22 protein-coding genes and 1 pseudogene are annotated in these 22,164 nt (G+C 72.3%); 10 read left to right on the plus strand and 13 right to left on the minus strand.

The window, feature by feature from the left end; genetic code table 11:
• Positions 1 to 83 precede the first annotated feature (83 nt).
• Entirely contained in the window at positions 84 to 674 is a 591-nt protein-coding gene (locus ABT041_RS29265; RefSeq protein ID WP_351189926.1) for a 2'-5' RNA ligase family protein, read from the plus strand.
• A 126-nt stretch (positions 675 to 800) separates the two neighbouring features.
• On the opposite strand, the gene dprE2 is transcribed toward ABT041_RS29265, so the two are convergent.
• Together dprE2 and dprE1 are read right to left on the minus strand one after the other, a co-directional pair.
• A complete protein-coding gene (gene dprE2, locus ABT041_RS29270) occupies positions 801 to 1,556 on the minus strand; it encodes a decaprenylphospho-beta-D-erythro-pentofuranosid-2-ulose 2-reductase (RefSeq protein WP_351189929.1) in 756 nt (251 codons plus the stop codon).
• A 17-nt stretch (positions 1,557 to 1,573) separates the two neighbouring features.
• On the minus strand, positions 1,574 to 2,950 hold the full coding sequence (gene dprE1, locus ABT041_RS29275) for a decaprenylphosphoryl-beta-D-ribose oxidase (RefSeq protein WP_351189932.1): 1,377 nt from the start codon (positions 2,948 to 2,950) through the stop codon (positions 1,574 to 1,576).
• Between the two features lie 170 nt (positions 2,951 to 3,120).
• Between dprE1 and ABT041_RS39120 the strand changes: the two genes are divergently transcribed.
• From ABT041_RS39120 to ABT041_RS29290, 3 genes are all read left to right on the plus strand, one after another.
• Positions 3,121 to 4,161, plus strand: coding sequence for a phosphatase PAP2 family protein (locus tag ABT041_RS39120; protein ID WP_502976616.1), 1,041 nt, complete (start codon positions 3,121 to 3,123; stop codon positions 4,159 to 4,161).
• Complete coding sequence (locus ABT041_RS29285) at positions 4,158 to 5,105, plus strand: decaprenyl-phosphate phosphoribosyltransferase (RefSeq protein WP_502976617.1); 948 nt, start codon at positions 4,158 to 4,160, stop codon at positions 5,103 to 5,105. The genes ABT041_RS39120 and ABT041_RS29285 overlap by 4 nt, the downstream gene beginning before the upstream one ends.
• A 77-nt stretch (positions 5,106 to 5,182) precedes the next feature.
• Positions 5,183 to 6,154, plus strand: a complete 972-nt coding sequence (locus tag ABT041_RS29290) for a YihY/virulence factor BrkB family protein (RefSeq protein ID WP_351189936.1) — start codon at positions 5,183 to 5,185, stop codon at positions 6,152 to 6,154.
• On the opposite strand, the pseudogene ABT041_RS29295 reads toward ABT041_RS29290, so the two are convergent.
• A pseudogene (locus tag ABT041_RS29295) lies at positions 6,105 to 7,349 on the minus strand (D-alanyl-D-alanine carboxypeptidase family protein); the annotation flags it as partial. The gene ABT041_RS29290 and the pseudogene ABT041_RS29295 sit on opposite strands and share 50 nt — an antisense overlap.
• A 109-nt stretch (positions 7,350 to 7,458) precedes the next feature.
• On the opposite strand from ABT041_RS29295, the gene ABT041_RS29300 reads away from it, so the two are divergent.
• From ABT041_RS29300 to ABT041_RS29310, 3 genes are all read left to right on the plus strand, one after another.
• Positions 7,459 to 7,704, plus strand: coding sequence for an SCO4848 family membrane protein (locus ABT041_RS29300; RefSeq protein ID WP_351189939.1), 246 nt, complete (start codon positions 7,459 to 7,461; stop codon positions 7,702 to 7,704).
• 18 nt (positions 7,705 to 7,722) lie between these two features.
• On the plus strand, positions 7,723 to 9,030 hold the full coding sequence (locus tag ABT041_RS29305) for a metallophosphoesterase (RefSeq protein ID WP_351189942.1): 1,308 nt from the start codon (positions 7,723 to 7,725) through the stop codon (positions 9,028 to 9,030).
• Between the two features lie 193 nt (positions 9,031 to 9,223).
• A complete protein-coding gene (locus ABT041_RS29310; protein WP_351189945.1) occupies positions 9,224 to 10,777 on the plus strand; it encodes an ABC transporter substrate-binding protein in 1,554 nt (517 codons plus the stop codon).
• Positions 10,778 to 10,787: 10 nt separating this feature from the next.
• On the opposite strand, the gene ABT041_RS29315 is transcribed toward ABT041_RS29310, so the two are convergent.
• The 3 genes from ABT041_RS29315 to ABT041_RS29325 are packed head-to-tail and all read right to left on the minus strand — an operon-like array spanning position 10,788 to position 12,419.
• Positions 10,788 to 11,531 carry a TetR/AcrR family transcriptional regulator gene (locus tag ABT041_RS29315; RefSeq protein ID WP_351189948.1) on the minus strand — a complete coding sequence of 248 codons (744 nt, stop codon included), beginning with the start codon at positions 11,529 to 11,531 and terminating at the stop codon, positions 10,788 to 10,790.
• A gap of 10 nt (positions 11,532 to 11,541) precedes the next feature.
• On the minus strand, positions 11,542 to 11,949 hold the full coding sequence (locus ABT041_RS29320) for a thiol-disulfide oxidoreductase DCC family protein (protein ID WP_351189951.1): 408 nt from the start codon (positions 11,947 to 11,949) through the stop codon (positions 11,542 to 11,544).
• 35 nt (positions 11,950 to 11,984) lie between these two features.
• A complete protein-coding gene (locus ABT041_RS29325; protein ID WP_351189954.1) occupies positions 11,985 to 12,419 on the minus strand; it encodes a hypothetical protein in 435 nt (144 codons plus the stop codon).
• A 125-nt stretch (positions 12,420 to 12,544) separates the two neighbouring features.
• Between ABT041_RS29325 and ABT041_RS29330 the strand changes: the two genes are divergently transcribed.
• The gene (locus ABT041_RS29330) at positions 12,545 to 13,336 is read left to right on the plus strand and encodes an alpha/beta fold hydrolase (RefSeq protein WP_351189957.1); all 792 of its coding nucleotides are present in this window, start codon (positions 12,545 to 12,547) and stop codon (positions 13,334 to 13,336) included.
• On the opposite strand, the gene ABT041_RS29335 is transcribed toward ABT041_RS29330, so the two are convergent.
• Together ABT041_RS29335 and ABT041_RS29340 are read right to left on the minus strand one after the other, a co-directional pair.
• Positions 13,311 to 15,806 (minus strand): DUF4132 domain-containing protein, encoded by a 2,496-nt coding sequence (locus ABT041_RS29335; protein ID WP_351189960.1) that lies wholly within the window; start codon positions 15,804 to 15,806, stop codon positions 13,311 to 13,313. The two genes, ABT041_RS29330 and ABT041_RS29335, sit on opposite strands and share 26 nt — an antisense overlap.
• Before the next feature lie 32 nt (positions 15,807 to 15,838).
• Positions 15,839 to 17,065 carry an MFS transporter gene (locus tag ABT041_RS29340; protein ID WP_351189963.1) on the minus strand — a complete coding sequence of 409 codons (1,227 nt, stop codon included), beginning with the start codon at positions 17,063 to 17,065 and terminating at the stop codon, positions 15,839 to 15,841.
• An 86-nt stretch (positions 17,066 to 17,151) separates the two neighbouring features.
• Here ABT041_RS29340 and ABT041_RS29345 point away from each other — a divergent pair, with 86 nt between their 5' ends.
• Both ABT041_RS29345 and ABT041_RS29350 read left to right on the plus strand, forming a co-directional pair.
• Positions 17,152 to 17,685: a MarR family winged helix-turn-helix transcriptional regulator gene (locus ABT041_RS29345; protein WP_351189966.1), complete on the plus strand. Its 534-nt coding sequence runs from the start codon at positions 17,152 to 17,154 to the stop codon at positions 17,683 to 17,685.
• Positions 17,686 to 17,717: 32 nt separating this feature from the next.
• A complete protein-coding gene (locus tag ABT041_RS29350) occupies positions 17,718 to 18,005 on the plus strand; it encodes a hypothetical protein (protein WP_351189969.1) in 288 nt (95 codons plus the stop codon).
• A gap of 34 nt (positions 18,006 to 18,039) precedes the next feature.
• On the opposite strand, the gene ABT041_RS29355 is transcribed toward ABT041_RS29350, so the two are convergent.
• The 5 genes from ABT041_RS29355 to sdhC form a co-directional block, all read right to left on the minus strand.
• Positions 18,040 to 18,582: a hypothetical protein gene (locus ABT041_RS29355; protein ID WP_351189972.1), complete on the minus strand. Its 543-nt coding sequence runs from the start codon at positions 18,580 to 18,582 to the stop codon at positions 18,040 to 18,042.
• Between the two features lie 82 nt (positions 18,583 to 18,664).
• On the minus strand, positions 18,665 to 19,423 hold the full coding sequence (locus tag ABT041_RS29360; RefSeq protein ID WP_041130880.1) for a succinate dehydrogenase iron-sulfur subunit: 759 nt from the start codon (positions 19,421 to 19,423) through the stop codon (positions 18,665 to 18,667).
• Complete coding sequence (gene sdhA / locus ABT041_RS29365) at positions 19,423 to 21,177, minus strand: succinate dehydrogenase flavoprotein subunit (protein WP_351189976.1); 1,755 nt, start codon at positions 21,175 to 21,177, stop codon at positions 19,423 to 19,425. The genes ABT041_RS29360 and sdhA overlap by 1 nt, the downstream gene beginning before the upstream one ends.
• Positions 21,178 to 21,202: 25 nt before the next feature.
• A complete protein-coding gene (locus tag ABT041_RS29370) occupies positions 21,203 to 21,679 on the minus strand; it encodes a succinate dehydrogenase hydrophobic membrane anchor subunit (protein WP_086830972.1) in 477 nt (158 codons plus the stop codon).
• Between the two features lie 8 nt (positions 21,680 to 21,687).
• Positions 21,688 to 22,068 (minus strand): succinate dehydrogenase, cytochrome b556 subunit, encoded by a 381-nt coding sequence (gene sdhC / locus ABT041_RS29375; protein ID WP_015035721.1) that lies wholly within the window; start codon positions 22,066 to 22,068, stop codon positions 21,688 to 21,690.
• Positions 22,069 to 22,164: the final 96 nt, after the last annotated feature.

Below are 22,164 nucleotides of genomic sequence, written 5' to 3' on the forward strand. Positions count from 1 at the left end.
TGGCCGAAAGGGTGGTGCAGGCCGCACACTGGCGGCTGCACCACCACACAACGACTCGACGACGGACGACGGAGGAGAACGACGTGGGGACCGTAACGCTCGGCGTTTCGATCGCGGTCCCGGAGCCCTACGGCAGCCTGCTCCAGGAGCGGCGCGCCGGCTTCGGGGACCCTGCCGCGTACGGCATCCCCACGCACGTGACCCTGGTCCCGCCGACCGAGGTGCCCGAGGAGCGGCTGCCGGAGATCGAGGCGCACCTCGCGGGTGTCGCCGCCGACCACCAGCCGTTCCCCGTGCGCCTCGAAGGCACCGGGACCTTCCGTCCGCTCTCACCGGTCGTCTTCGTGAAGCTGGTGGAGGGCGTGCCCTTCTGCAACGCCCTGCAGCACCGGATCCGCGACGAGGCGGGCCCTCTCGCGCGCGAGCTGCAGTTCCCGTACCACCCGCACGTCACCGTGGCGCACGGCATCTCCGAGGAGGGGATGGACCGGGCGTTCGAGGAGCTCGCCGGGTACGAGGCGGCCTGGACGTGCCGCTCCTTCGCCCTGTACGAGCAGGGCCCGGACGGGGTCTGGCGGAAGCTGTACGACTACGAGTTCGGCAGCGGCCGCCCGATCTCGGCGGTCCCGGCGCAGGGCGGCAGCCCGGTCGACACCCCGGCGCCGACGGCCTAGAAAGCCGGGTCACACCGGCAGCCGGCGGAACAGCGGCCTCGGCACGTGCCGTACCGCCGCCGGCAGGTCAGGTTGGCAGGGGGGCGGAGCAACGGCCTCGGCGCGTGCCGTAACGCCGACGGCAGGTCAGACCGGCAGCCGGCGGAACAGCGGCCTCGGCACGTGCCGTACCGCCGCCATCACCATCCGCAGCGCCCCCGGCACCCACACCGTCTCCGAGCGGCGCCGCAGCCCCAGCTCGATCGCGCCCGCGACGGCCTCCGGGGTCGTCGCGAGCGGCGCCTCCGCGAGCCCGGCGGTCATCTTCGAGCGCACGAACCCGGGCCGTACGACCATGACGTGCACGCCCGTGCCGTGCAGCGCGTCCCCGAGGCCCTGGGCGAAGGCGTCGAGCCCCGCCTTCGACGAGCCGTAGATGAAGTTGGCGCGCCGGGCCCGCTCGCCCGCCACCGAGGACAGCACCACCAGGGAGCCGTGGCCCTGCGCCTGGAGCGCGCCCGCGCACACCAGTCCGGCCGAGACGGCGCCCGTGTAGTTGGTCTGCGCGACCCGGACGGCGGCGACCGGGTCGGACTCGTCGCGCGCCTGGTCGCCGAGGACCCCGAAGGCGAGCAGCACCATGTCGATGTCGCCCTCCGTGAAGATCTTCCCGAGCCGCTCCTCGTGCGACTCGGTGTCGAGCGCGTCGAACGGCACGGTGTGCACGTCCGCCCCCAGCGCGCGCAGCGAGTCCGCGGCGGCCGTGAGCGCGGGGGAGGGGCGGCCGGCCAGCCAGACCGTACGGGTACGGCGCGCGATCAGCCGGCGGGCGGTGGCGAGCCCGATCTCGGAGGTGCCGCCGAGGACGAGCAGGGACTGCGGGGCACCGAAGGCGTCCTTCACATGAACTCCTGGAGGTACTAGAGGCCGAGGCGGCGGGCGAGGTCCGAGGTGAGGACGGACCGGGGGTCGAGGGCGGCACGCAGCGCCCGGAACTCGTCGAGCCGCGGGTACATCGCGGCCAGGACCTCCGGCCGGACCCGGGAGTCCTTGGCGAGATAGACCCGGCCGCCCGCGCCCACGACCTCCTCGTCGAGCGCGTCGAGGAAGCGGCCGAGCCCGGGGAGGCCGGTGGGGAGGTCGAGGGCGAGGGTCCAGCCGGGAAGGGGGAACGACAACCAGCCGGGGTCGCCCGTGCCGAACCGCTTCAGGACGGCGAGGAAGGACGGACAGCCCCGGTCCGCGATCCGCCGCACGATCCGCCGGAGGGTGTCCTCCTGCCCGTACGGGACGACGAACTGGTACTGGACGAAGCCGCCGGGCCCGTAGATCCGGTTCCAGTGCGGGACGCCGTCGAGGGGGTGGAAGAAGGCCGGCAGCGACTGGAGACGGCCGGTCGCGGCGCGGGGGGCCCTGCGGTACCAGAGCTCGTTGAAGAGCCCGACGGTGGTGCGGCCGAGGAGTCCGCCGGGGACGTACGGCGGCGGGGCGGGCAGCCGGACCGGCCGGAAGCCGAGCGGATCGCGGCGGGCCCGGTGTCGGCGGGGGAGCGTGTCGTACGGGGCGTGGTCGCCGCGCGTCAGGACGGCGCGGCCCGTCGCGGAGCCCCGGGCGAGCAGGTCGATCCAGGCGACGGAGTAGCGGTACGCGTGGTCGGTGGCAGTGAGCCGGGCCATCAGCTCGTCGAGGTCGGGGACGCGCTCGGTGTCCACGCGCACGAGGGAGGTCTCGACGGGGAGCAGCCGCAGGGTGGCGGAGAGGATCACGCCGGTCAGGCCCATGCCGCCGGTGGTCGCGTCGAAGAGCGCGGTGCCGGGCAGCACGGTCCTGATCTCGCCGTCGGCGGTGAGGAGTTCGAGCGCGGTCACGTGGCGGCCGAAGGAGCCGGAGACGTGGTGGTTCTTGCCGTGGATGTCGGCGCCGATCGCGCCGCCGACGGTCACGTACCGGGTGCCGGGGGTGACCGGGACGAACCAGCCGAGCGGCAGCAGCGCCTCCATCAGCCGGTGCAGGCTGACGCCGGCCTCGCAGACGACGAGCCCGGCGGTGGTGTCGACGGCGAGGATCCGGTCGAGGCCGGTCATGTCGAGGACGGTGCCGCCGGCGTTCTGCGCGGCGTCGCCGTACGCCCGGCCGAGCCCGCGCGCGACGGCGCCGCGCGGGCCGCAGACCCGGAGGGCCTCGACGACCTCGGCGCGCCCGCGGGGGCGCTGCACGCGCGCGAGGGTGGGGGCGGTGCGGCCCCAGCCGCTGATCGCTTCGCAGTCGTCGTCCAGGACGTGGGTCTCGACAGCCATGAGGGTGACCGTATAGCCGTGGTTGTTCCTTATGCCGGTATTGCATGGCGGTTCGTCGAAATGGGTGATTAAAGGAGTGTCAGGAAAGAGACCTCGTGCCCTCGACGGCACCCCGCGCGAAAGTCACGTTGACCGACTCGAACGGCGAGGCACGACAGGGGGCAACACGGATGCGCGACGCACAACGGGCCGAACCGGAACGCCCGGGCGATCCGACCCGGAACGCGACCGACGCGCCGCCACGCGCGACCACCGGCCGCCCCGAGACGGCGGGGCCGGACACGGCCGCGCCGACCGGCGATCCGCGAAGTGACGCCGCCGAGCCGCCCGCAGGCGCCGTCCCGGCCGCACCACCGGCCGAGCCGCGCGCGGACGACGACCGAGCCGCGCCCCCGGCCGAGCCGTCCGTTCGCGCGGACGACGCCCTGGCCGCGCCCCCAGGCGACGTCCCAGCCACGCCCGCCGCCGAGTCGCCCACCGACCACGTCCCCGCCCCGGCCGAGCCGCGCGCGGACGACGGCCGAGCCGCGCCCCGGGGCGAGGTCCCGGCGACGCCCCCGGCCGAGTCGCCCGCCGACCACGGCCCCGACCCGGCCGAGCGGCCCGCAGGCGCCGCCCCGGCCGAGTCGCCCACCGGCCACGTCCCCGCCCCGCCCCCCTCCGAGCCCGGCTGGCTGGTTGTCGAGCGGCGGGTGCTCGGGGCTCTGCGGGAGTGCGGTCACCGGCCTCGGGTCGCCGTGGCCGCGCGGGGGCTTTCCCTCAGCGGCGAGCACGCGGGGCTCTGGCTCGCCGCCGGGCTCGTCACCGCCGTCCTCGACCGGCCCCGGCGGAGCGACTGGCTGCGCGGCACCGCTCTCGTCGCCACCGCGCACCTCGCCAGCATGGGCGTCAAACGGATCGTGCGGCGGCCCCGGCCGGCCCCGGGCACGTACGAACCCCTGGTCCGTACCGCCGGCCGGCACTCCTTCCCCAGCTCCCACGCCACCTCCGCCGCCGCCGCGGTCGTCGCCTTCGGCGTGCTCCACCCGACCGCCGGCCGGCTCGCCGCCCCGGTGGCCGGCGCGATGTGCCTCTCCCGGCTCGTCGCCGGCGTCCACTACCCCAGCGACGTCGCCGTCGGCGCCCTCCTCGGCGCCGCCACGGCCGCCGCCGGGCGCCGCCTCCTGGCCCCCGACGCCCCCACGCGCGCGCGTGGGAAGGGCCTCTCGTGAGCGAGCGGGTCGGCGCCGCCGTCCTCGACGCCCCCGCCGTCGTCCCGCAGGCGCCCGTGCCCGCGCGCGGCGGGCGGGCGCTCGGGCTCCTCCGGACCGCCCGCCCCCGCCAGTGGGTCAAGAACGTCCTCGTCCTCGCCGCCCCCGCCGCCGCCGGCCGCCTCGGCTCCTGGCACACCGGCGCCCGGCTCGCCCTCGTCTTCGCCCTGTTCACGGCCGCCGCCTCCGCCGTCTACCTCCTCAACGACGCCCGCGACGCCGAGGCCGACCGCGCCCACCCGGCCAAGCGCCGCCGCCCCGTGGCCTCGGGGCAGGTGCCCGTCGCCCTCGCCGCCGCCACCGGCGGCCTCCTCGGCCTCGGGTCCGCCGTCGCCGCCGCGCTCCTGTGCGGCCCGCTGACCGCCACCCTGCTCGTCGCGTACCTCGCCATGCAGGTCGCCTACTGCGTCCGCCTCAAGCACGTCCTCGTCGTCGACCTCGCCGTCGTCGCGACCGGCTTCCTCATGCGGGCGATGATCGGCGGGGTCGCCCTCGGCATCCCGCTCTCCCGCTGGTTCCTCATCACCACCGGCTTCGGCGCCCTCTTCATGGTCGCCGCCAAGCGGTACTCCGAAGCCGTCCAGATGGAGGGCTCCGACGGCGCCACGCGCGCGCTGCTCACCCAGTACACGACGGGATACCTGCGTTTCGTCTGGCAGCTGGCCGCCGGTACCGCCGTCCTCGGCTACTGCCTGTGGGCCCTGGAGGCGGCCCCCGTGGAACCGTCCCTGCCCTGGCGCCAGCTCTCCGTCGTCGCCTTCGTCCTCGGCGTCCTGCGGTACGCCGTCTTCGCCGACCGCGGCGCGGCGGGCGCACCCGAGGACGTCGTGCTGCGCGACCGGCCGCTCGCCGTCATCGGCCTCGCGTGGGCCGCGCTGTACGGGATGTCGGTCGCCGGTCTGTGAGCCCCGGCAGGGGATTCTCGTAACCGGGTATCCGACCACCCGGGTGGTCCGACGGCGCGAGGAGCTGAACGTACGACATGGACTGGCTGAGCAGACTTCCCGTCATCGGCCCCTGGGTGACCCGCCTCATGCGGACCCACGCCTGGCACGCGTACGAGACCCTCGACGAGGCGCACTGGACCCGGCTCGCCGCCGCGATCACCTTCGTCTCCTTCATCGCCCTCTTCCCGCTGATCACGGTCGCGGCCGCGATCGGCGCCGCGCTCCTCACGCCGGATCAGCTCGACTCGATCGAGAAGAAGATCAGCGACCAGGTCCCCGGCATCTCCGACCAGCTCGACATCGCCGGGCTCGTCGCCAACGCCGGCACCATCGGGCTCGTCGCCGGCGCCGTCCTCCTCGTCACCGGCGTCAGCTGGATCGGCTCCATGCGCGAGTGCCTGCGCGCCGTCTGGGGGCTCGACGCCGTCGAGGGCAACCCGTTCGTGCTCAAGGGCAAGGACGGGCTGATCCTCCTCGGCCTCGGCGGCGTCGCGATCGCCTCGCTCGCCGCGTCCTGGCTCGGCTCCACCGCCGTCGGCTGGAGCGCCGACCGGATCGGCATCTCCGGCGAGGGCGCGGGCGGCGTACTGCTCCAGGCAGCCGCCGTCCTCGTCGCCGTCGTCGCCGACTTCCTGATCCTGCTGTACGTGCTGACGCTGCTGCCGGGCGTCGAACCGCGCCGCCGCGACCTGGTGGTGGCGGCGCTGATGGGCGCGATCGGCTTCGAGCTGCTGAAGCTGCTGCTCGGCGGCTACATGAAGGGGGTCGCGGCGAAGTCGATGTACGGGGCGTTCGGCGTGCCGGTCGCCCTGCTCCTCTGGATCAACTTCACCGCGAAGCTGCTGCTGTTCTGCGCCGCGTGGACGGCTACGGAGTCACGTCGGAAGAGTCGGAAGACGGAGACGACCCCTGATGGTCAGCAGTCTCCGGGGACTCCTGACCACCCTGCGGGTGCTCGGAACGACGGCGCCGCGCCGCCCCCGCGGCCAGCGGCCAGCGGCGGTTGACCAGGAAGACGGCCGCGGCCAGGAGGACGAGGACACCGCCCGCCACGGCCAGCGCGATCCCGATCCCGCCGGACTTCGCGGCGGCCGTCGCGTGGACGGGCTCCTTCGGGGCGTCCTTGCCGGGCGCCGGCGCCGTGCCGTCGTCGGGGGCGGCGCTCGCCGTGCGCTCCGAGCGCGGCGGCACCAGCTCCCCGACCGGCGTCACCTTCCCGGCGGCCGCGAAGCCCCAGTCGAGCAACCGGGCCGCCTCCAGGTAGACCGCGTGCTGCTCCTTCGAGGAGGGGTTCATGACGGTGACGAGCAGGACCCTGCCGTTGCGCTCGGCGACGCCCGTGAAGGTCGCGCCCGCGTGCGTCGTGTTGCCGTTCTTGACCCCGGCGATGCCCTGGTACGGGGCGACGCCGATGTCGCCGGTGAGCAGCCGGTTGGTGTTCTGGATCTCGAAGGTCTCGCGCTTCTTGCCCGGCTTGGCCTCGCCGGGGAACGCGGCACGGGGAGTGGCGGCGTAATCGCGGAAGTCCTGCTTCCGCATGCCGTTGCGGGCGATCAGCGTCAGGTCGTACGCGGAGGAGACCTGGCGCGGGGCGTCGTAGCCGTCCGGGGAGACCACGTAGGTGTCGAGGGCCTGGAGGTCGGCCGCGTGGTCGTTCATGTCCGCGACGGTCTTGCTGAGACCGCCGTTCATGCTGGTCAGCACGTGGACGGCGTCGTTGCCGGAGCGGAGGAAGACCCCGAGCCACAGATCGCGGACGCTGTAGGTCTGCTTCTCTTTGATGCCGACCAGGCTGGAGCCCGCCCCGATGCCGGCCAGGTCCTGGTTGGTGACCAGGTGGTTCTCCGTCTTGTTGGGGAACTTCGGCAGCAGCGTGTCCGCGAAGAGCATCTTCAGGGTGGAGGCCGGGGCGAGCCGCCAGTGCGCGTTGTGCGCGGCGAGGATCTCGCCGCTCTCCGCGTCCGCGACGATCCAGGAACGGGCCGACAGCTCCTTCGGCAGCACCGGGGCGCCGGGCAGCAGCTGCACCTGCGTCCCGGGCTTGCCGAGCAGCGCACCGCCGACACCGGACATCACGGCGGGCGGCCTGGGCTGCTTGTCCGTCCCGTCCTTTCCGTCCGCGTGGGCCGCGGGCGCGGCGGTGACGAGCGGCAGGAGCACGGCAGCGGCGACCGCCCAAGCGGTCTTCTTCGAAGCAGACACGGTCGAGAACGTACAGGTACGCACGACCGATCCGAACCCCGGCAGGCGGTTCACCGACGCCCGTCCACCCGGAAGCGGGGGCCGTGGGACGGACGGTGATACTGGGGTCATGAAGCTCAGCCGCCGCGTCTCCTGGTTCCTGCTCGCCTTCGGCGTGTGGTCCTGGTTCATCTGGGTCACCTTCGTCAAGAACCTCTGGAACGACGGGAGCGGCCTCGCCTTCGACGACGCGGGCGACCCGACGGCCTACTTCTGGGTTCATCTGCTGCTTGCCGTCACGTCCTTTGTCCTGGGGACGGTGATCGGCGTGATCGGGTTGCGCGGGGTGCGCGCCGCGCGCCGCGTGGACGGCTAGAAGAGGGGTTCCGGGGGCGTGGTCGTCTTTCTGCTGGTCCTGGTCGTGGTGCTCGCGCTGCTCGGCGCGGTGCACTGGTACGTGTGGCGGCGTCTGGTGCGCGACACCACCGCGCCCGGCGGGCTGCCGCGCCGGCTCGGTACGGCCGCGGTCGTGGCCCTGCCGCTGCTGTCGGTCGCCGCGCTGGTCTCCTCGCGGGCGGGCGCGCCCTTCGTGCTCCAGCAGGCGGTCGCCTGGCCCGGCTTCCTCTGGCTCGCCGTGCTCCTTTACCTGGTCCTGGCGCTGCTGGTGGGCGAGGCCGTCCGGCCGTTCCTTCGCGCCTGGGCGCGACGCCGGGCGGCGGAGCCCGTACCCCTGCCCGTCCCCGCGTCCGTGACGGCTCCCCCCGAGCGGCCCGCCGCGGCGGAGCCCGTACCCGGAAGGACCGTCCCCGAGCGGCCCGCCGCGGCGGAGTCCGTACCCGGAAAGCCCGTCCCCGAGCCGTCCGGCCCCACCGATCCCTCCCGCCGGCTCTTCGTCTCCCGCGTCGTCGCCGGGTCCGCGGCCGCCGTCGCGCTCGGGACCGTCGGGTACGGGACGTACGGGGTGCTGCGCGGGCCCCGGGTGAAGCGGGTCACCGTGCCGCTCGCCAAGATCCCGCGCGCCGCGCACGGATACCGGATCGCCGTCGTGTCCGACATCCACCTCGGGCCGATCCTGGGCCGCGCCCACACCCAGCGGATCGTCGACGCGATCAACGCCACGCAGCCCGACCTGATCGCCGTCGTCGGCGACCTCGTCGACGGCACCGTCGAGAACCTCGGCCCGGCCGCCGAGCCGCTCGCCCGGCTCCGGGCCCGGCACGGGTCCTTCTTCGTGACCGGCAACCACGAGTACTTCTCGGGCGCCGACGCCTGGGTCGACCACGTCCGCGAGCTCGGGCTGCGCCCGCTGCGCAACGCGCGCGTGGAGATCCCGGCCGGCTTCGACCTGGCCGGCGTCGACGACGTCGCGGGGGAGAGCGAGGGCCGGGGCCCGGACTTCGCGCGGGCCCTCGGCGACCGCGACCGGGCCCGCGCCGCGGTGCTCCTCGCGCACCAGCCGATCGTCGTCCACGACGCCGTACGCCACGGGGTGGACCTGCAGCTCTCCGGCCACACCCACGGTGGCCAGCTCTGGCCCGGGAACTACCTCGCCGAGCTGGCCAATCCGACCGTCGCCGGGCTCGAACGGTACGGGGACACCCAGCTGTACGTCTCCCGGGGCGCGGGCGCCTGGGGGCCTCCGGTGCGGGTCGGTGCGCCCTCCGACATCACGATCGTCGAACTCGCCTCGAAACAGGCCTGATCGGAATCTGTCACTCCCTGCGCCGGGGTCGATACGTGCTGCTCATCGCCCTAAATTCTCATATCCCGGACATATACCTGTGGTGTGAAAGTTTTCTCTTCCGCTTGTGAAATGCGTGTGATGGGATGCAGCCATCGCGACGTTTCCGGGGGCCGTCGCATCTGGGGTGGTATCAAAAAAAGGAAGCACGTCAATGCGGTCGACGGTCCGTCTGCGGATCCTCATCACTTGTGGAGTACTGGTGGCCGCCGGGGTGGGGGGGTGGCAACTCCTGCCCTCCGACGCTGAGCGGACCGACCCGATCACCGTCGGCACGACCGACGAGGTGACCTCGCTCGACCCGGCCGGAGCCTACGACGCCGGTTCCTGGGCCATGTACAGCAATGTGTTCCAGTCGCTGCTGACGTTCAAGCCGGGCCTCAGCCAGCCGGTCCCCGACGCGGCCGAGAGCTGCAAGTTCGTGGGCACCAGGCTCACCACGTACCAGTGCACGCTCCGCGACGACCTCACCTTCGCCAACGGCCGCAAGATCACCGCCGAGGACGTCAAGTACTCCTTCGAGCGCATGCTGCACATCAAGACGGACGTCGGTCCGCAGCCGCTCTTCCCGACCCTGAAGAACGTCTCGGCCGAGGGCCGTACGGTCACGTTCCACCTGAGCGGCCGTGACGCCACGTTCCCGCAGAAGGTGGCCACGGGCGCCGGCTCGATCGTGGACAAGGACCAGTACCCGGCGGACAAGCTGCGGACGGGCGCCGTGGTCGACGGCTCGGGGCCGTACGTCCTCAAGGAGTACAAGGAGGGCGAGTCCGCCCGCCTGGAGCCCAACCCGCGGTACAAGGGCGCCATCAGCAAGGCCGGCCACACGGTGCTCGTGAAGTACTTCGGCCAGTCCGAGGACCTCGCCAAGGCCTGGAAGGCGAAGGAGGTCCAGGTGACGCACCGCCAGCTGCCGCCGGCCTTCCTCTCGAGCCTGGACACCAAGGACGGGACCCGGGTCACCGAGGCGGAGAGCGCCGAGATCCGCAACCTCAACTTCAACGTCCGGTCCGGCTCGCCCATGGCGGACAAGGCCGTACGGCAGGCCGTCGCCGCCGTCCTCGACCGCCCGGCGATCACCACGGGCGCCTACAAGGGCACGGTCGAGCCGCTGTACTCCCTCATCCCGCAGGGTTTCGTCGGCCACAGCACCGCCTTCTTCGACGTCTACCCGGAGCCGGACGCCAAGAAGGCCAAGAGCCTCCTGAAGGCGGCCGGGGTCAAGACGCCGGTGAAGTTCACGTACGGCTTCCGCAAGGACGCCACCTACGCCGCCGAGGCCGCCGAGATCAAGCGGCAGCTGGAGGAGACCGGCCTCTTCGAGGTCAAGGTCGTCGAGGCCGACTGGCAGAGCTTCCAGAAGGGGTACGCGAAGGGCAGCTACGACGCCTACCCCGTCGGCTGGCTCCCCGACTTCCCCGACTCCGACAGCTTCACGGCCCCGCTCGTCGGCACCGCGAACACCCTGCACAACGGCTTCTCCAGCAAGCGGATCGACAACCTGATCTCCTCGACGCAGCAGTACAGCGACCGGGGCCGGGCGACGAGCGACTTCAAGGAGATCCAGGACGAGGTCGCCGCCGACGTCCCGCTCGTCCCGCTGTGGCAGAAGAAGGACTACGTCCTCTCAACCGAGGCGGTCACCGGCTCCCAGTACCTGACGGACGGCACGGGCATCTGGCGCCTGTGGGAGCTCAGCTGGATCTGAGCCGGCGGCTCTACGCGGTCTCCTGCGGCTTCGGGCTCGTCTTCTTCTTGGGCTTGCCCGAGGCCGCCATTCCGGCCGCCGTCGGCATGAAGTCGGCGAGCAGCTCGTGCGTCTCCTTGACCAGCGGGCGCAGGATCCGGAAGCGGGACAGCGAGATCGCGCGGGCGGTGACCGGCGCGAGGCGCTCCACCAGGCGGCGGCTGTTCGCCGCGCCCTCCGAGCGGTCGTACACCCAGAACAGCACGAGGCCCATCTGCTGGAGCCAGAGCAACTGCGGGAGCGCTTCCTTCAGTTCCGGGTCGACCTTGACCGTGGCTCCGGAGATGACCCGCCGGTGCACCTCGATCGCGGCCTCGCGCGGGCCCTCCGACTCGGGGGAGAAGGGGCTGAGCGGGCTGTCCGGGTCGGCGGCGTTCTTGAAGAACTGGGCCGCGAACTCGTGGTACGGCTCCGCGATGTCGAGCCAGCCGAGGTAGACCCCGCGGATCCGGGCGGTGAGGTCCTTCTCGGGGCCGCTCAGGATGGGCTCGACGGCCGCCTGGTGCTCCTCGGCGATCCGGTCGTAGAAGCCCTGGACGAGGTGCTCCTTGGACGAGAAGTAGTAGTACGCGTTGCCGACGGAGACCCCGGCCTCCTGGGCGATGGCCCGCATCGTCGTCTTGTCGTAACCGCGCTCCTTGAACAGCCGGAGCGCGGTTTCGAGGATGAGCGTGCGGGTCTGCTCGCTCTTGGGGGCCTTCTTCTCTTCCGTCACGGCCCCGAGCCTAACCGGGCTGACCGGGCACCTCGCAGTGCCCGCCCTCGCAGGACCAGTCGTCCAGCCCCGGCCCCTTGAGGGCCTCGCGCCATTTGGCGGCCGCCAGGACGGTCGCCCGGGCGAAGGGCTGTCCCGCCGGGGTGGAGAGCCAGTGGGCCTTCGCCCGGTGGTCGGCCAGGGCCCAGAGGCAGACGATCCAGGCGGAGGTCTCCCGGTAGACCTGGCCCCGGTCCCCGACCACGGTGATCTCCCGCAGGGTCGCGGCGTGGTCGAGGTCCGGGAAGAGGCGCCGTGCCCGCTGCGATCCCGCCGGTACGAGGTCGAGCGGGACGAGCTGCCGCTGGCGCAGCAGCCAGTGCCTGAGGTGCACGCAGAGCGGGCAGTCGGCGTCGTACAGGACGGTCAGGCGTCCCACGGGGGTCGTGGGCCTCGCCGGTGCCGGCGCCACGGTCAGGCCTGCGGCGCGGGCGGGGCCCAGGGGCCGCCCTTGGGGGTCGCGGTCCATCCCTGCGGGCCGACCGGGGGCACCTGCTCGCGCTCCATGACCCCGCGGCGGCGGATCTTGTTGAGCACGTAGACGTTCCCGAGGTGCATCACGCCGAGGACGAGCAGGACCACTCCGAGCTTGACGGAGAGGGCCTCGAAGAGCGCCCGGGCGTCGAGGACGGCGGCGTCCTGGCTCAGGTAGAGGGCGACGAAGCCGAAGTTGACGAGGTAGAAGCCGACCACGAGGAGGTGGTTGACGGCGTCCGCGAGCTTCTCGTTCCCGTGCAGGACGTCGGAGAGGAAGACCTTTCCGTTGCGGCTGAGCGTGCGGGCGACCCAGATGGTGAGGGCCACGCTGATCAGCAGGTAGACGATGTACGCGACGACAGTGAGGTCCATGCCCCACCCTCCCTTGAACGCGTTCAAAAGCTGGCGGTCATGACTGTAGACCTCCTCTTGAACGTGTTCAAGTCGCCTGGGTAAAGAGCTGGCCGCGCAGGGACCCCGCGCATAGGGTCGGGCGGGTGACGCTCTCTCATGACCTGGCCGGAACCGGCCCCTCGACCGTCGTCCTGCTGCACTCCGGAGTCTGCGACCGCCGGATGTGGGACGGGCAGTTCCACGCACTGGCCGGGGCGGGACACCGTGTCGTCCGCTGCGACCTCCGCGGCTTCGGCGACAGCCCCGTCGACGCCCCGCACACCCACGCCGAGGACGTGCGCGCCCTCCTCGACCACCTCGGCGCCGACCGCGCCGCCGTCGTCGGCTCCTCCTTCGGCGGCCGCGTCGCCCTCGAACTCGCCGCCCTGCACCCCGGACGCGTCTCCGCCCTCGCGCTGCTGGGCTCCGCGATGCCCGGCATGGTGCCGAGCCCGGAGCTGCGCGCCTGGGGCGCCCGCGAGGACGCGCTCGTCGAGGCCGGCGACCTCGACGCCGCCGTCGAGCTCAACGTCGACACCTGGCTCGGCCCCGAGGCCTCCGAGACCGCCCGCGCCCTCGTACGGGAGGGACAGCGGCGCGCCTTCGACCTCCAGCTCGCCGCCCCCGAGGAACACCACCCCGTCGCCGCCGAGGTCACCCGCGACGACCTCGCCCGGATCGAGGCCCCCGCCCTCGTCGCCGTCGGCGCCCACGACCTGCCCGACTTCCGGGCGATCGCCGACGAGCTCGGGAACCTCCTGCCCGCCGCTCGCCGCGTCGACCTCGACTGGGCGGGCCACCTCCCCGCCCTGGAACGCCCGGACGAGACGGCCCGGTTGCTCCTCTCCTTCCTGGCCGAGGTCTCCGAGCTCAGCCCCGGCGTATCTGCGCGGTGATCGTCGCGTCGGTGATCCGGTCGTCGGCGGCGAGCAGCAGCGCCTTCGAAAGGATCACCGACAGCAGCCCGCCGTCCTCCTCGAACGGCAGGAACACCTTCCCCCGGTCCCGCGAACGGTCGGTCACGATGCACAGATAGCTGTCGTCCGGCTCCATCAGCACGTTCCCCGAGCCCAGATGGATCCGGTACGCGCGCAGCTCCCCGCGCACCCGCAGGAACCGGTCGGTCAGCTCCACCCGGTCCGCGATCCGGGTCCTGGGCAGCAGCCGGGCCAGCGTCTCGCGCCGGATCAGCGCCGACTCCGTGAGCTCACCGAACGACCAGCGCTCCCAGTACCCGTCGTAGGCCCGGTCCTCGCCGCGGTCCCGCCAGTTCGGGTCCGCCCCGATCGACGCCACCCCCACGAACAGGTCCACGTCCCGCAGCGCCTCCGAGAGGACGAGCGCCGGTACGTCGGCGAGCGCGACCGCCTCCCAGGCGCCCCGCGGCCCCGCCGAGGCCGCCCGCCGCTCGAACCGCACCTGGTCCGTGGAGCAGAGCCGCGCCACCCCGTCCCGGTGCGCCCCCTCGTCGACCAGCTCCACGAAGAACCGGGCCCGCCAGCGCATCCCCTCACCGGCCGGCAGCTCACCCGGCGCGGGCAGCTCCTTCACCAGCTCCGAGGACCAGCCGTCCGAGAAGTACCCCAGGTGGTTGCCCGTCCAGCCGCGCTCCGCCATCAGCGCCCGCGCCTGCCCGTACCGCAGGACGTGCCCCGCGAAGCGGTTGGAGTACGAGCCGGTCACGAGCTCCGCCGGAGTCAGCGGGTACACCTCGCGGAACACCTGCTTGAACGGCTGCCGCTCCTCCCGCTCCGTCAGCGCCGCCCGCCACGCGGCGACCTCCTCGCCACCGGCCCGCAGCGGATGCCACAGCCGCAGCCGGGCGCCCGGACCGACCGGACGCGCCGTCCCGTCCTCGCCCGCGAGCGCCCAGCCGCCGCCGGTGCGCTCCGGAACACCGGCCGTCCAGTCACCGTCCTCGGCCACCTCCCAGAGCAGCGCCCGGGCCGGCGCCCCCGTCACCGGGTGGTCGACGTAGTACCGCTGCCAGTCCTCCGCCGGCCAGACCGTCCCCGCCGCGAGGTGCTCCTCCAGGCGGGACCGCTCGGCGGCCACGAGGCCCTTGAGCTCCTTCAGCCCGGCCCTGACCTCCCGCAGCTCCTCGGCGCGAGTCTCCCGGACCTCCTTCGGCGCCGTCTTCAGGAGCCTCCCCTCCGGGCCCCTGAAGGACAGTGCGACCGTGCCCGGCTCCCGTACCGCCAGCTCCGCCGTGTACGCCCCCAGCGGCACCTCACGGATCCCGCGCCCGTCCAGGCCGAGCGTCGCGACCCCGCGCTCGCGGAGCATCGACGGAGTGAGCCCGGCGCGGGCGGCGACGGTCTCCAGGGCCTTCGCGATGCCCTTGTTCACCGTCCGGTTCTTCACCCGCTTCGGCAGCCGCCCGAGCCACTGCACGGCCTCCTCGCCGCGGGCGCCCTCGCACTCCCCGAGCACGGCAACGGCGGTGGTGGCCAGTGTCTGGCTGCGGCAGAACCCGCCGGAACCGCCGATCCCCGTCCCCGCGTTCAGCGCGACCGCCCCCACGAGCGGGACCACCCAGTCGGCGTCGATGGCGAGCGCGGCCCACAGGAGTCCGCGGACCAGGGAGGTGTTGGTGTCGCCGACGAGACCCCAGTCGACCTGATGCCACGGGTTGCGGTCCGACACCCGGTGCTCGGGCTGCGCGGCGATCCCCTCCAACAGCCGCCGCACCGCCTCCGCCCCCTGCTCGGCCTGCCCGAGCAGGACCGCCGCCTTCCGGCGCCACGCCCGCGTCGCCCTGGGCTTGTCCAGGAGGACACAGTGGGCGAGGAACGCCGCCACGCCTGCCTCCGCCAGCAGCTCGCCGTGCGTCGCGCGCATTGCCGGGCCGTATGCGTCGAGGTCGTCGAGGACCTGCCGGGGCAGCCGGCCGGGCACCACCGGCACCTCGCGGCGCAGCAGGGCGTCCATCAGGTTCCGTATCCCCACGTACGCGTCGCTCCGGTAGACGTAGTGGGACTCGACGATCCGCTGCAGCGCCCGCACCCGGGGCCGGTCGAAGTCCTCGGCCTGCGCGGCCGCCGCCAGGGCGATGGGCACCAAGGTCGGGAACACGCCGTGGAGTTCGTGCGGGGCGACCTCGGCGTCCTTTCCCAGGAGCCGCGCGAGCAGCAGGTCCGCCTCGGCCGTGGTCCAGCCCAACTCCTGCTCCGCCAGCGCGGCGAGGGCCGGTGCGACAGGGCGCGCGTCGCCGCGGCAGGCCCGCAGGTGCAGTGCGAGCGCGCTCTCCCTCCGGGCGGCCGTGTCCAGGGACGCGAGCAACTCGCCGACCGCCCCCGGTCCTTCCGCGACCTCGCGCGCCAATGCCTCGTCCAGCCTGCTCTCCAGGCCTGTGATCCCCACCATGCAGACGACGGTAGAGGACCCCACTGACAGCCCTAGGCGACGAACCGCCTCACCCCCGGCACCAGCGCCGTCCCCGCGCAGCACCCGCCGACGACCACCGCGGCCGCCAGCAGCGGCACTTCGGGGCCCCAGGCCGAGGCCGCGAGCGGGGCCAGGGCGTAGCCCAGGGGCATCGCGGCGAGCGAGAGCAGCCAGTCGTACGAGGTGACCCGGGCGAGCGCGTGCTCGGGCACCGCGCGCTGGACGGCGGTCTCCCACACGGGGGACAGGAAGCCGAGCCCCGCCTGCGCGAGCCCGTACGCCGCGATCGTCAGCCACGCGGGCGCGGCGAGCGCGAGCAGGACCAGCGGCAGCGCGTACGTGGCGAGGCCGAGGTTCGCGGTCAGCACCGGGCGCCGGGGGCTGACCCGGTCGGCGAGCAGCGCCCCGAGGAGGAAGCCGACGGCGCCGACCTGGAGGAGGACGACCCAGGTGGTGCCGCCGCCGAGCCGCTGCACGGCGATCGCGGGCCCGAGGGTCATCAGGACGGCGGCGGCGCCGTTCCAGGCGCTGTGGCCGACGAGGCTGGTCCAGTACCAGTCCCGGGAGCGGACCTCCTGCCAGCCCTCGGCGAGGTCGGCGCGGAGCGAGCGGCGCGGGATCGGGACCCGCTTCACCCGTACGGCCGTCAGGAGCAGGGCGCTGACGGCGAAGGTGGCCGCGTCCAGGACGAAAGCCCAGCCGGGGCCCACGGTCAGGACGAGGGTGCCGGCGAGCGCGGGACCGGCGAGGCGGCTGCCGCTCTGGGCGACGCTCATCGCCGCGTTGGCGCGGTGCAGCGCCGCCACCTCCACGGTGCCCTTCACCAGGGGCGAGCCGGTCGGCATGGCGAAGGCCCCGGCCGCGCCGCCGAGCGCCTCGGCGACCGCGAGGACCGCGAGGCTGGGGGTGCCGCCGAGCAGCTGCATGCCGACGACGAGCTGGGTGGCGCAGCGTACGAGGTCCGTGGTGAGCGCGACCGTACGGGCGTCGAGGCGGTCGCCGACGACGCCGCCCACGGGCAGCAGGAGCAGCTTGGGGACCATCGCGCAGCCGAGGACCAGGGCGAGCGCCGAGGTGGAGCCGGTGGCGTCCAGGACGGCGAGGGCGAGGGCGGCGGGGATGGCGGCGTCGCCGAGGAGGGAGAGGGTGCGGCCGGTGAAGAGGAGGCGGAAGGAGCGGGTGCGCAGGGGGTGGGGGACGGGCGGGGGCGCGACGGAGCGTGCGGAGGTGGTGACCATGGACCGCAGAGTATTTCGGTGCCGAATAATTCGTCAACGAAATACTTCGAGGGGGACGGACGCCCCGACCGACGTACGATCACCCCATGGCGCACCCCGAACAGCAGGAACCGCGCGACTGGACCGATGGGCACGTCGCCCGGTGGCAGCCCGTCCTTCCCGGCCTCGACCCCGTCGTCGAAGGCGCGGTCACCCGGATGAAGAAGCTCTCGGTCCATCTGCGCCGGGTCAGGGAGCAGTCACTCGTCGACTTCGACCTGGAACGCCACGAGTTCGACACCCTCCACAAGCTCGCGGGCCGCGGCGGCAGCGCCGCCCCCTCCGAACTCGCCCAGGACCTCGACCTGGCCCCCGCCTCCGTCTCCGGGCGCCTCGACGCCCTGGAGAAGCGCGGCTTCGTCCGCCGCACCCAGTCCACGACCGACCGGCGCCGGGTCGTCGTGGAACTCACCGCCTCCGGTCACGAGACCTGGCTCGGCGCGATGGACGTCCTCGGGCACGAGGAGGAGCGGCTGCTCGGCGTCCTCACCCCCGCGGAGCGCGACCTGCTCAACGGCCTGCTGCGCCGGATCATGGTCGAGGCCGAGGCGGGCGGCCCCGCCCAGGGCTGGCACGCCTGAGCCTGTCAGTGCCGACCCCTACCCTCCGGGGCATGGGAACGGTGACCTTCGTCGACGAGACGACCTCGGGGGGCCGCACGGCCGGCCCCCGCCTGCCCGTCACGGAAGAGCGGCTCACCCTGCGCGAGCTGATCCGCCGCCGGGTCGCCCACGAGCAGGCCGGTGAGGAGGCCTTCGCCCGGGCCGTGGAGGCCTTCGGGCGGAACGGCTTCCTGGTCCTGGTGGGCGACCGTCAGATCGAGGAGCTCGACGAGACGGTGACGGTGGGTCCGGAGACCGAGGTCGTCTTCCTCAGACTCGTCCCGCTCGTCGGCGGCTGAGAGCTGCACTCGCCGACAGCCGAAGGAGCGCCCGTCACATGCTCAGCGAGCGCGCGTAGTTGAGCTGGCCCATCACCCGCTGGAAGCTGTCAGGACCGGTCGCCGGGATCATCGTCGAGTGGTGCCGGCCGCCGCTGGTCACCGTGACCTGGATGAAGCCGGTCGTGGTCTTCTCCTTCATCAGCAGGAACAGCAGGCCGAGCAGGCAGAACAGGAAGAAGATCACCGCGAGGACGATCGCCACGGTCGGCAGCTTCTCCTCGGTCCGCGACATGTCCATCGCGTTCCACACGGCGCCCTTCAGCGGCATGTTCCCGGCCGGCGTGATGATCTGGTCGCCGACCACCGTGATGTCACCGAGGCTCAGCGCCGGCGCCCCGCCGCCCATCGGCGCCTGCTGCGGCGGCACCGGAACGCCGCCCGGCAGGGTCGGCTGGTAGGGCGGCGGCGTCTGCGGGTACCCGTACGCCGGTGCCCCGGGCGTCGCGTCCTGCGGATATCCGTAGGCCGGGGTGCCGCCCTGCTGCCCCGGTCCCCACTTGTACTCACCGTCCGCGTAAGGGTTCGGCTCGCTCATCAGTCCCCGTCCTCCACAAAGAAAAAAGCCCGCTCCTGCACGCCGCAGCGTACAGAAGCGGGCTTTCCCGCCGTGCCGGAGGTCAGAAACGACGCGTGATCAGCGCGCGCTTGACTTCCTGGATGGCCTTGGTGACCTCGATGCCACGCGGGCACGCGTCGGTGCAGTTGAACGTCGTGCGGCAGCGCCACACGCCGTCCTTGTCGTTCAGGATCTCCAGGCGCTGCTCGCCCGCCTCGTCACGCGAGTCGAAGATGAAGCGGTGCGCGTTGACGATCGCGGCCGGACCGAAGTACTGGCCGTCGTTCCAGAAGACCGGGCAGGACGAGGTGCACGCGGCGCACAGGATGCACTTGGTGGTGTCGTCGAAGCGCTCGCGGTCCTCGGCGGACTGCAGACGCTCGCGCGTCGGCTCGTTGCCCTTGGTGACCAGGAACGGCATGACGTCCCGGTACGCCTGGAAGAACGGCTCCATGTCGACCACGAGGTCCTTGAGGACCGTGAGGCCCTTGATGGCCTCGACCGTGATCGGCTTCTCCGGGTTGATGTCCTTGATCAGCGTCTTGCAGGCGAGCCTGTTCTTGCCGTTGATCCGCATCGCGTCGGAGCCGCAGATGCCGTGCGCGCAGGAGCGACGGAAGGTCAGCGTGCCGTCGACGTCCCACTTGATCTTGTGAAGGGCGTCGAGGACACGCTCCTTCGGGTCGATCTCGATCTGGAAGTCCTCCCAGACCGCGGCGTCCGACACCTCGGGGTTGAAGCGGCGGATCCGCATCGTGACCGTGATGTACGGGGAGGCGGCGGACTCCGCCTCGACCTTGTCCAGTACGGGGGTAGCCATCAGTACTTACGCTCCATCGGCTGGTAGCGGGTCTGGACGACCGGCTTGTAGTCGAGACGGACGGTCTCGGAGCCGTCCTCGCCGACCTCGCGGTACGCCATGGTGTGGCGCATGAAGTTGACGTCGTCGCGGTTCGGGTAGTCCTCGCGGTAGTGACCGCCGCGGGACTCCTTGCGCGCCAGGGCCGAGACGGCCATGACCTCGGCCAGTTCGAGCAGGTTGCCCAGCTCGATGGCCTCCAGGAGGTCGGTGTTGAAGCGCTTGCCCTTGTCCTGGATGGACACGTTCTCGTAGCGCTCGCGCAGTTCGGCGATCTTCTCGACGGCCGTCTTGATGGTCTGCTCCGTGCGGAACACCATCACGTTGGCGTCCATCGTCTCCTGGAGCTCGCGGCGCAGGTCGGCGACCCGCTCGTTGCCCGTGGAGTTGCGCAGCTTCTCGATCTGCGCGACGACGAAGGCCTCGGGGGCCTCGGGCAGCTCGACGAAGTCGTTCTTGGCGGAGTACTCGGCGGCGGCGATGCCGGAGCGCTTGCCGAAGACGTTGATGTCGAGCAGCGAGTTGGTGCCCAGACGGTTGGCGCCGTGCACGGAGACACAGGCGACCTCGCCGGCCGCGTACAGGCCCGGGACGACGGTGGTGTTGTCCGAGAGGACCTCACCCTCGACGTTCGTCGGGATGCCGCCCATGGCGTAGTGCGCGGTGGGCTGGATCGGGATCGGGTCCGTGTACGGCTCGATGCCGAGGTACGTACGGGCGAACTCGGTGATGTCCGGGAGCTTGGCGTCGAGCTGCTCCGGCGGAAGGTGCGTCAGGTCCAGGTAGACGTGGTCGCCCTCGGGACCGCAGCCGCGGCCCTCGCGGATCTCCGTGTAGATGGAGCGGGAGACGACGTCACGGGACGCGAGGTCCTTCATGACCGGCGCGTACTTCTCCATGAAGCGCTCGCCGTCCTTGTTGCGGAGGATGCCGCCCTCACCACGGGCGCCCTCCGTCAGCAGGATGCCCATGCGCCAGATGCCCGTCGGGTGGAACTGGAAGAACTCCATGTCCTCCAGGGGCAGACCGCGGCGGTAGCACGCGGCCTGGCCGTCACCGGTCAGGGTGTGGGCGTTGGAGGTCACCTTGAAGAACTTGCCGGTGCCGCCGGAGGCGTAGATGACGGCCTTCGCCTGGAAGATGTGGATCTCGCCGGTGGCCAGCTCGTAGGCGACGACGCCCGCGGAGTGCTTGACCCCGTCGACCTCGGTGATCAGCTGGTCCAGGACGTAGAACTCGTTGAAGAACTCCACGCCCTCCTTGACGCAGTTCTGGTACAGCGTCTGGAGGATCATGTGGCCGGTGCGGTCCGCGGCGTAGCAGGACCGGCGGACCGGGGCCTCGCCGTGGTTGCGGGAGTGACCGCCGAAGCGGCGCTGGTCGATGGTGCCGTTCGGGGTGCGGTTGAACGGCAGGCCCATCTTCTCCAGGTCGAGGACGGCGTCGATGGCCTCCTTCGCGAGGATCTCGGCGGCGTCCTGGTCGACCAGGTAGTCACCGCCCTTGACCGTGTCGAAGGTGTGCCACTCCCAGTTGTCCTCCTCCACGTTCGCCAGCGCGGCGGCCATGCCGCCCTGCGCGGCGCCCGTGTGGGAGCGGGTGGGGTAGAGCTTCGTCAGCACGGCGGTGCGGCTGCGCTTCGTCGCCTCGATGGCGGCGCGCATGCCGGCGCCACCGGCGCCGACGATGACGGTGTCGTACTTGTGGATCTTCATGACGTGGATTACCTCAGCCCCGTGCCTAGCGGATGTTCGGGTCGAAGGTGAAGATCACCAGCGTGCCCAGAAGGATGGTGAACACCGTGGCGGTGTACAGCAGGCCCTTGAGCCACAGGCGCGTGTTGGCCCGCTCCGCGTAGTCGTTGATGACCGTACGGAGGCCGTTGGCGCCGTGCAGCATGGCGAGCCAGAGCATCAGCAGGTCCCAGACCTGCCAGAACGGGGACGCCCAGCGGCCGGCCACGAAGGCGAAGCCGACCTTGGTGACGCCGCCGTCCAGGAAGAGCTGGATCAGCAGGTGGCCGAGGACCAGGACGACGAGGACCACGCCCGAGAGGCGCATGAAGAGCCACGCGGCCATCTCGAAGTTGCCGCGGGTCGCGCGCGGGGTCTTGCCCGTGCGCTTGCGGGGGGCCTCGATGTACGGCGCGGGGTTGTCCACGTCGTAGTGCGCGCCGCCCTCGACGGGACCGATCGCGGTGGAGGTGTCAGCAGACATGAGTGGCGTCAGCTCCCGAACAGTTCACGTGCGGCGTGGCCGAGGACGGGGTAGAGCGAACCCGCCATCAGCACGACCCAGATGCCCACGACGGTCCAGAGCATCTGCTTCTGGTAGCGCGGGCCCTTGGACCAGAAGTCCACGGCGATGACCCGGAGGCCGTTGAGCGCGTGGAAGAGGATGGCGGCGACCAGGCCGTACTCCAGAAGAGCGACGATCGGCGTCTTGTAGGTCGCGACGACCTCGTCGTACGCCTCGGGGGAGACGCGGACGAGAGCGGTGTCCAGCACGTGTACGAACAGGAAGAAGAAGATGAGGACGCCGGTGACTCGATGAGCCACCCAGGACCACATTCCTTCCCGGCCGCGGTACAGCGTTCCAGCCGGCACGGAAAAACCCTCCGGGAGCGGGGATCGGGGCCGGCCGGCTTCTCTGTCGGTCTGGCCCGGCCGGGTACGGTCCACCGGCCCCGGTCATCGTAGCGA

Source organism: Streptomyces sp. NPDC002825, assembly GCF_040295385.1.
Classification (GTDB): domain Bacteria; phylum Actinomycetota; class Actinomycetes; order Streptomycetales; family Streptomycetaceae; genus Streptomyces.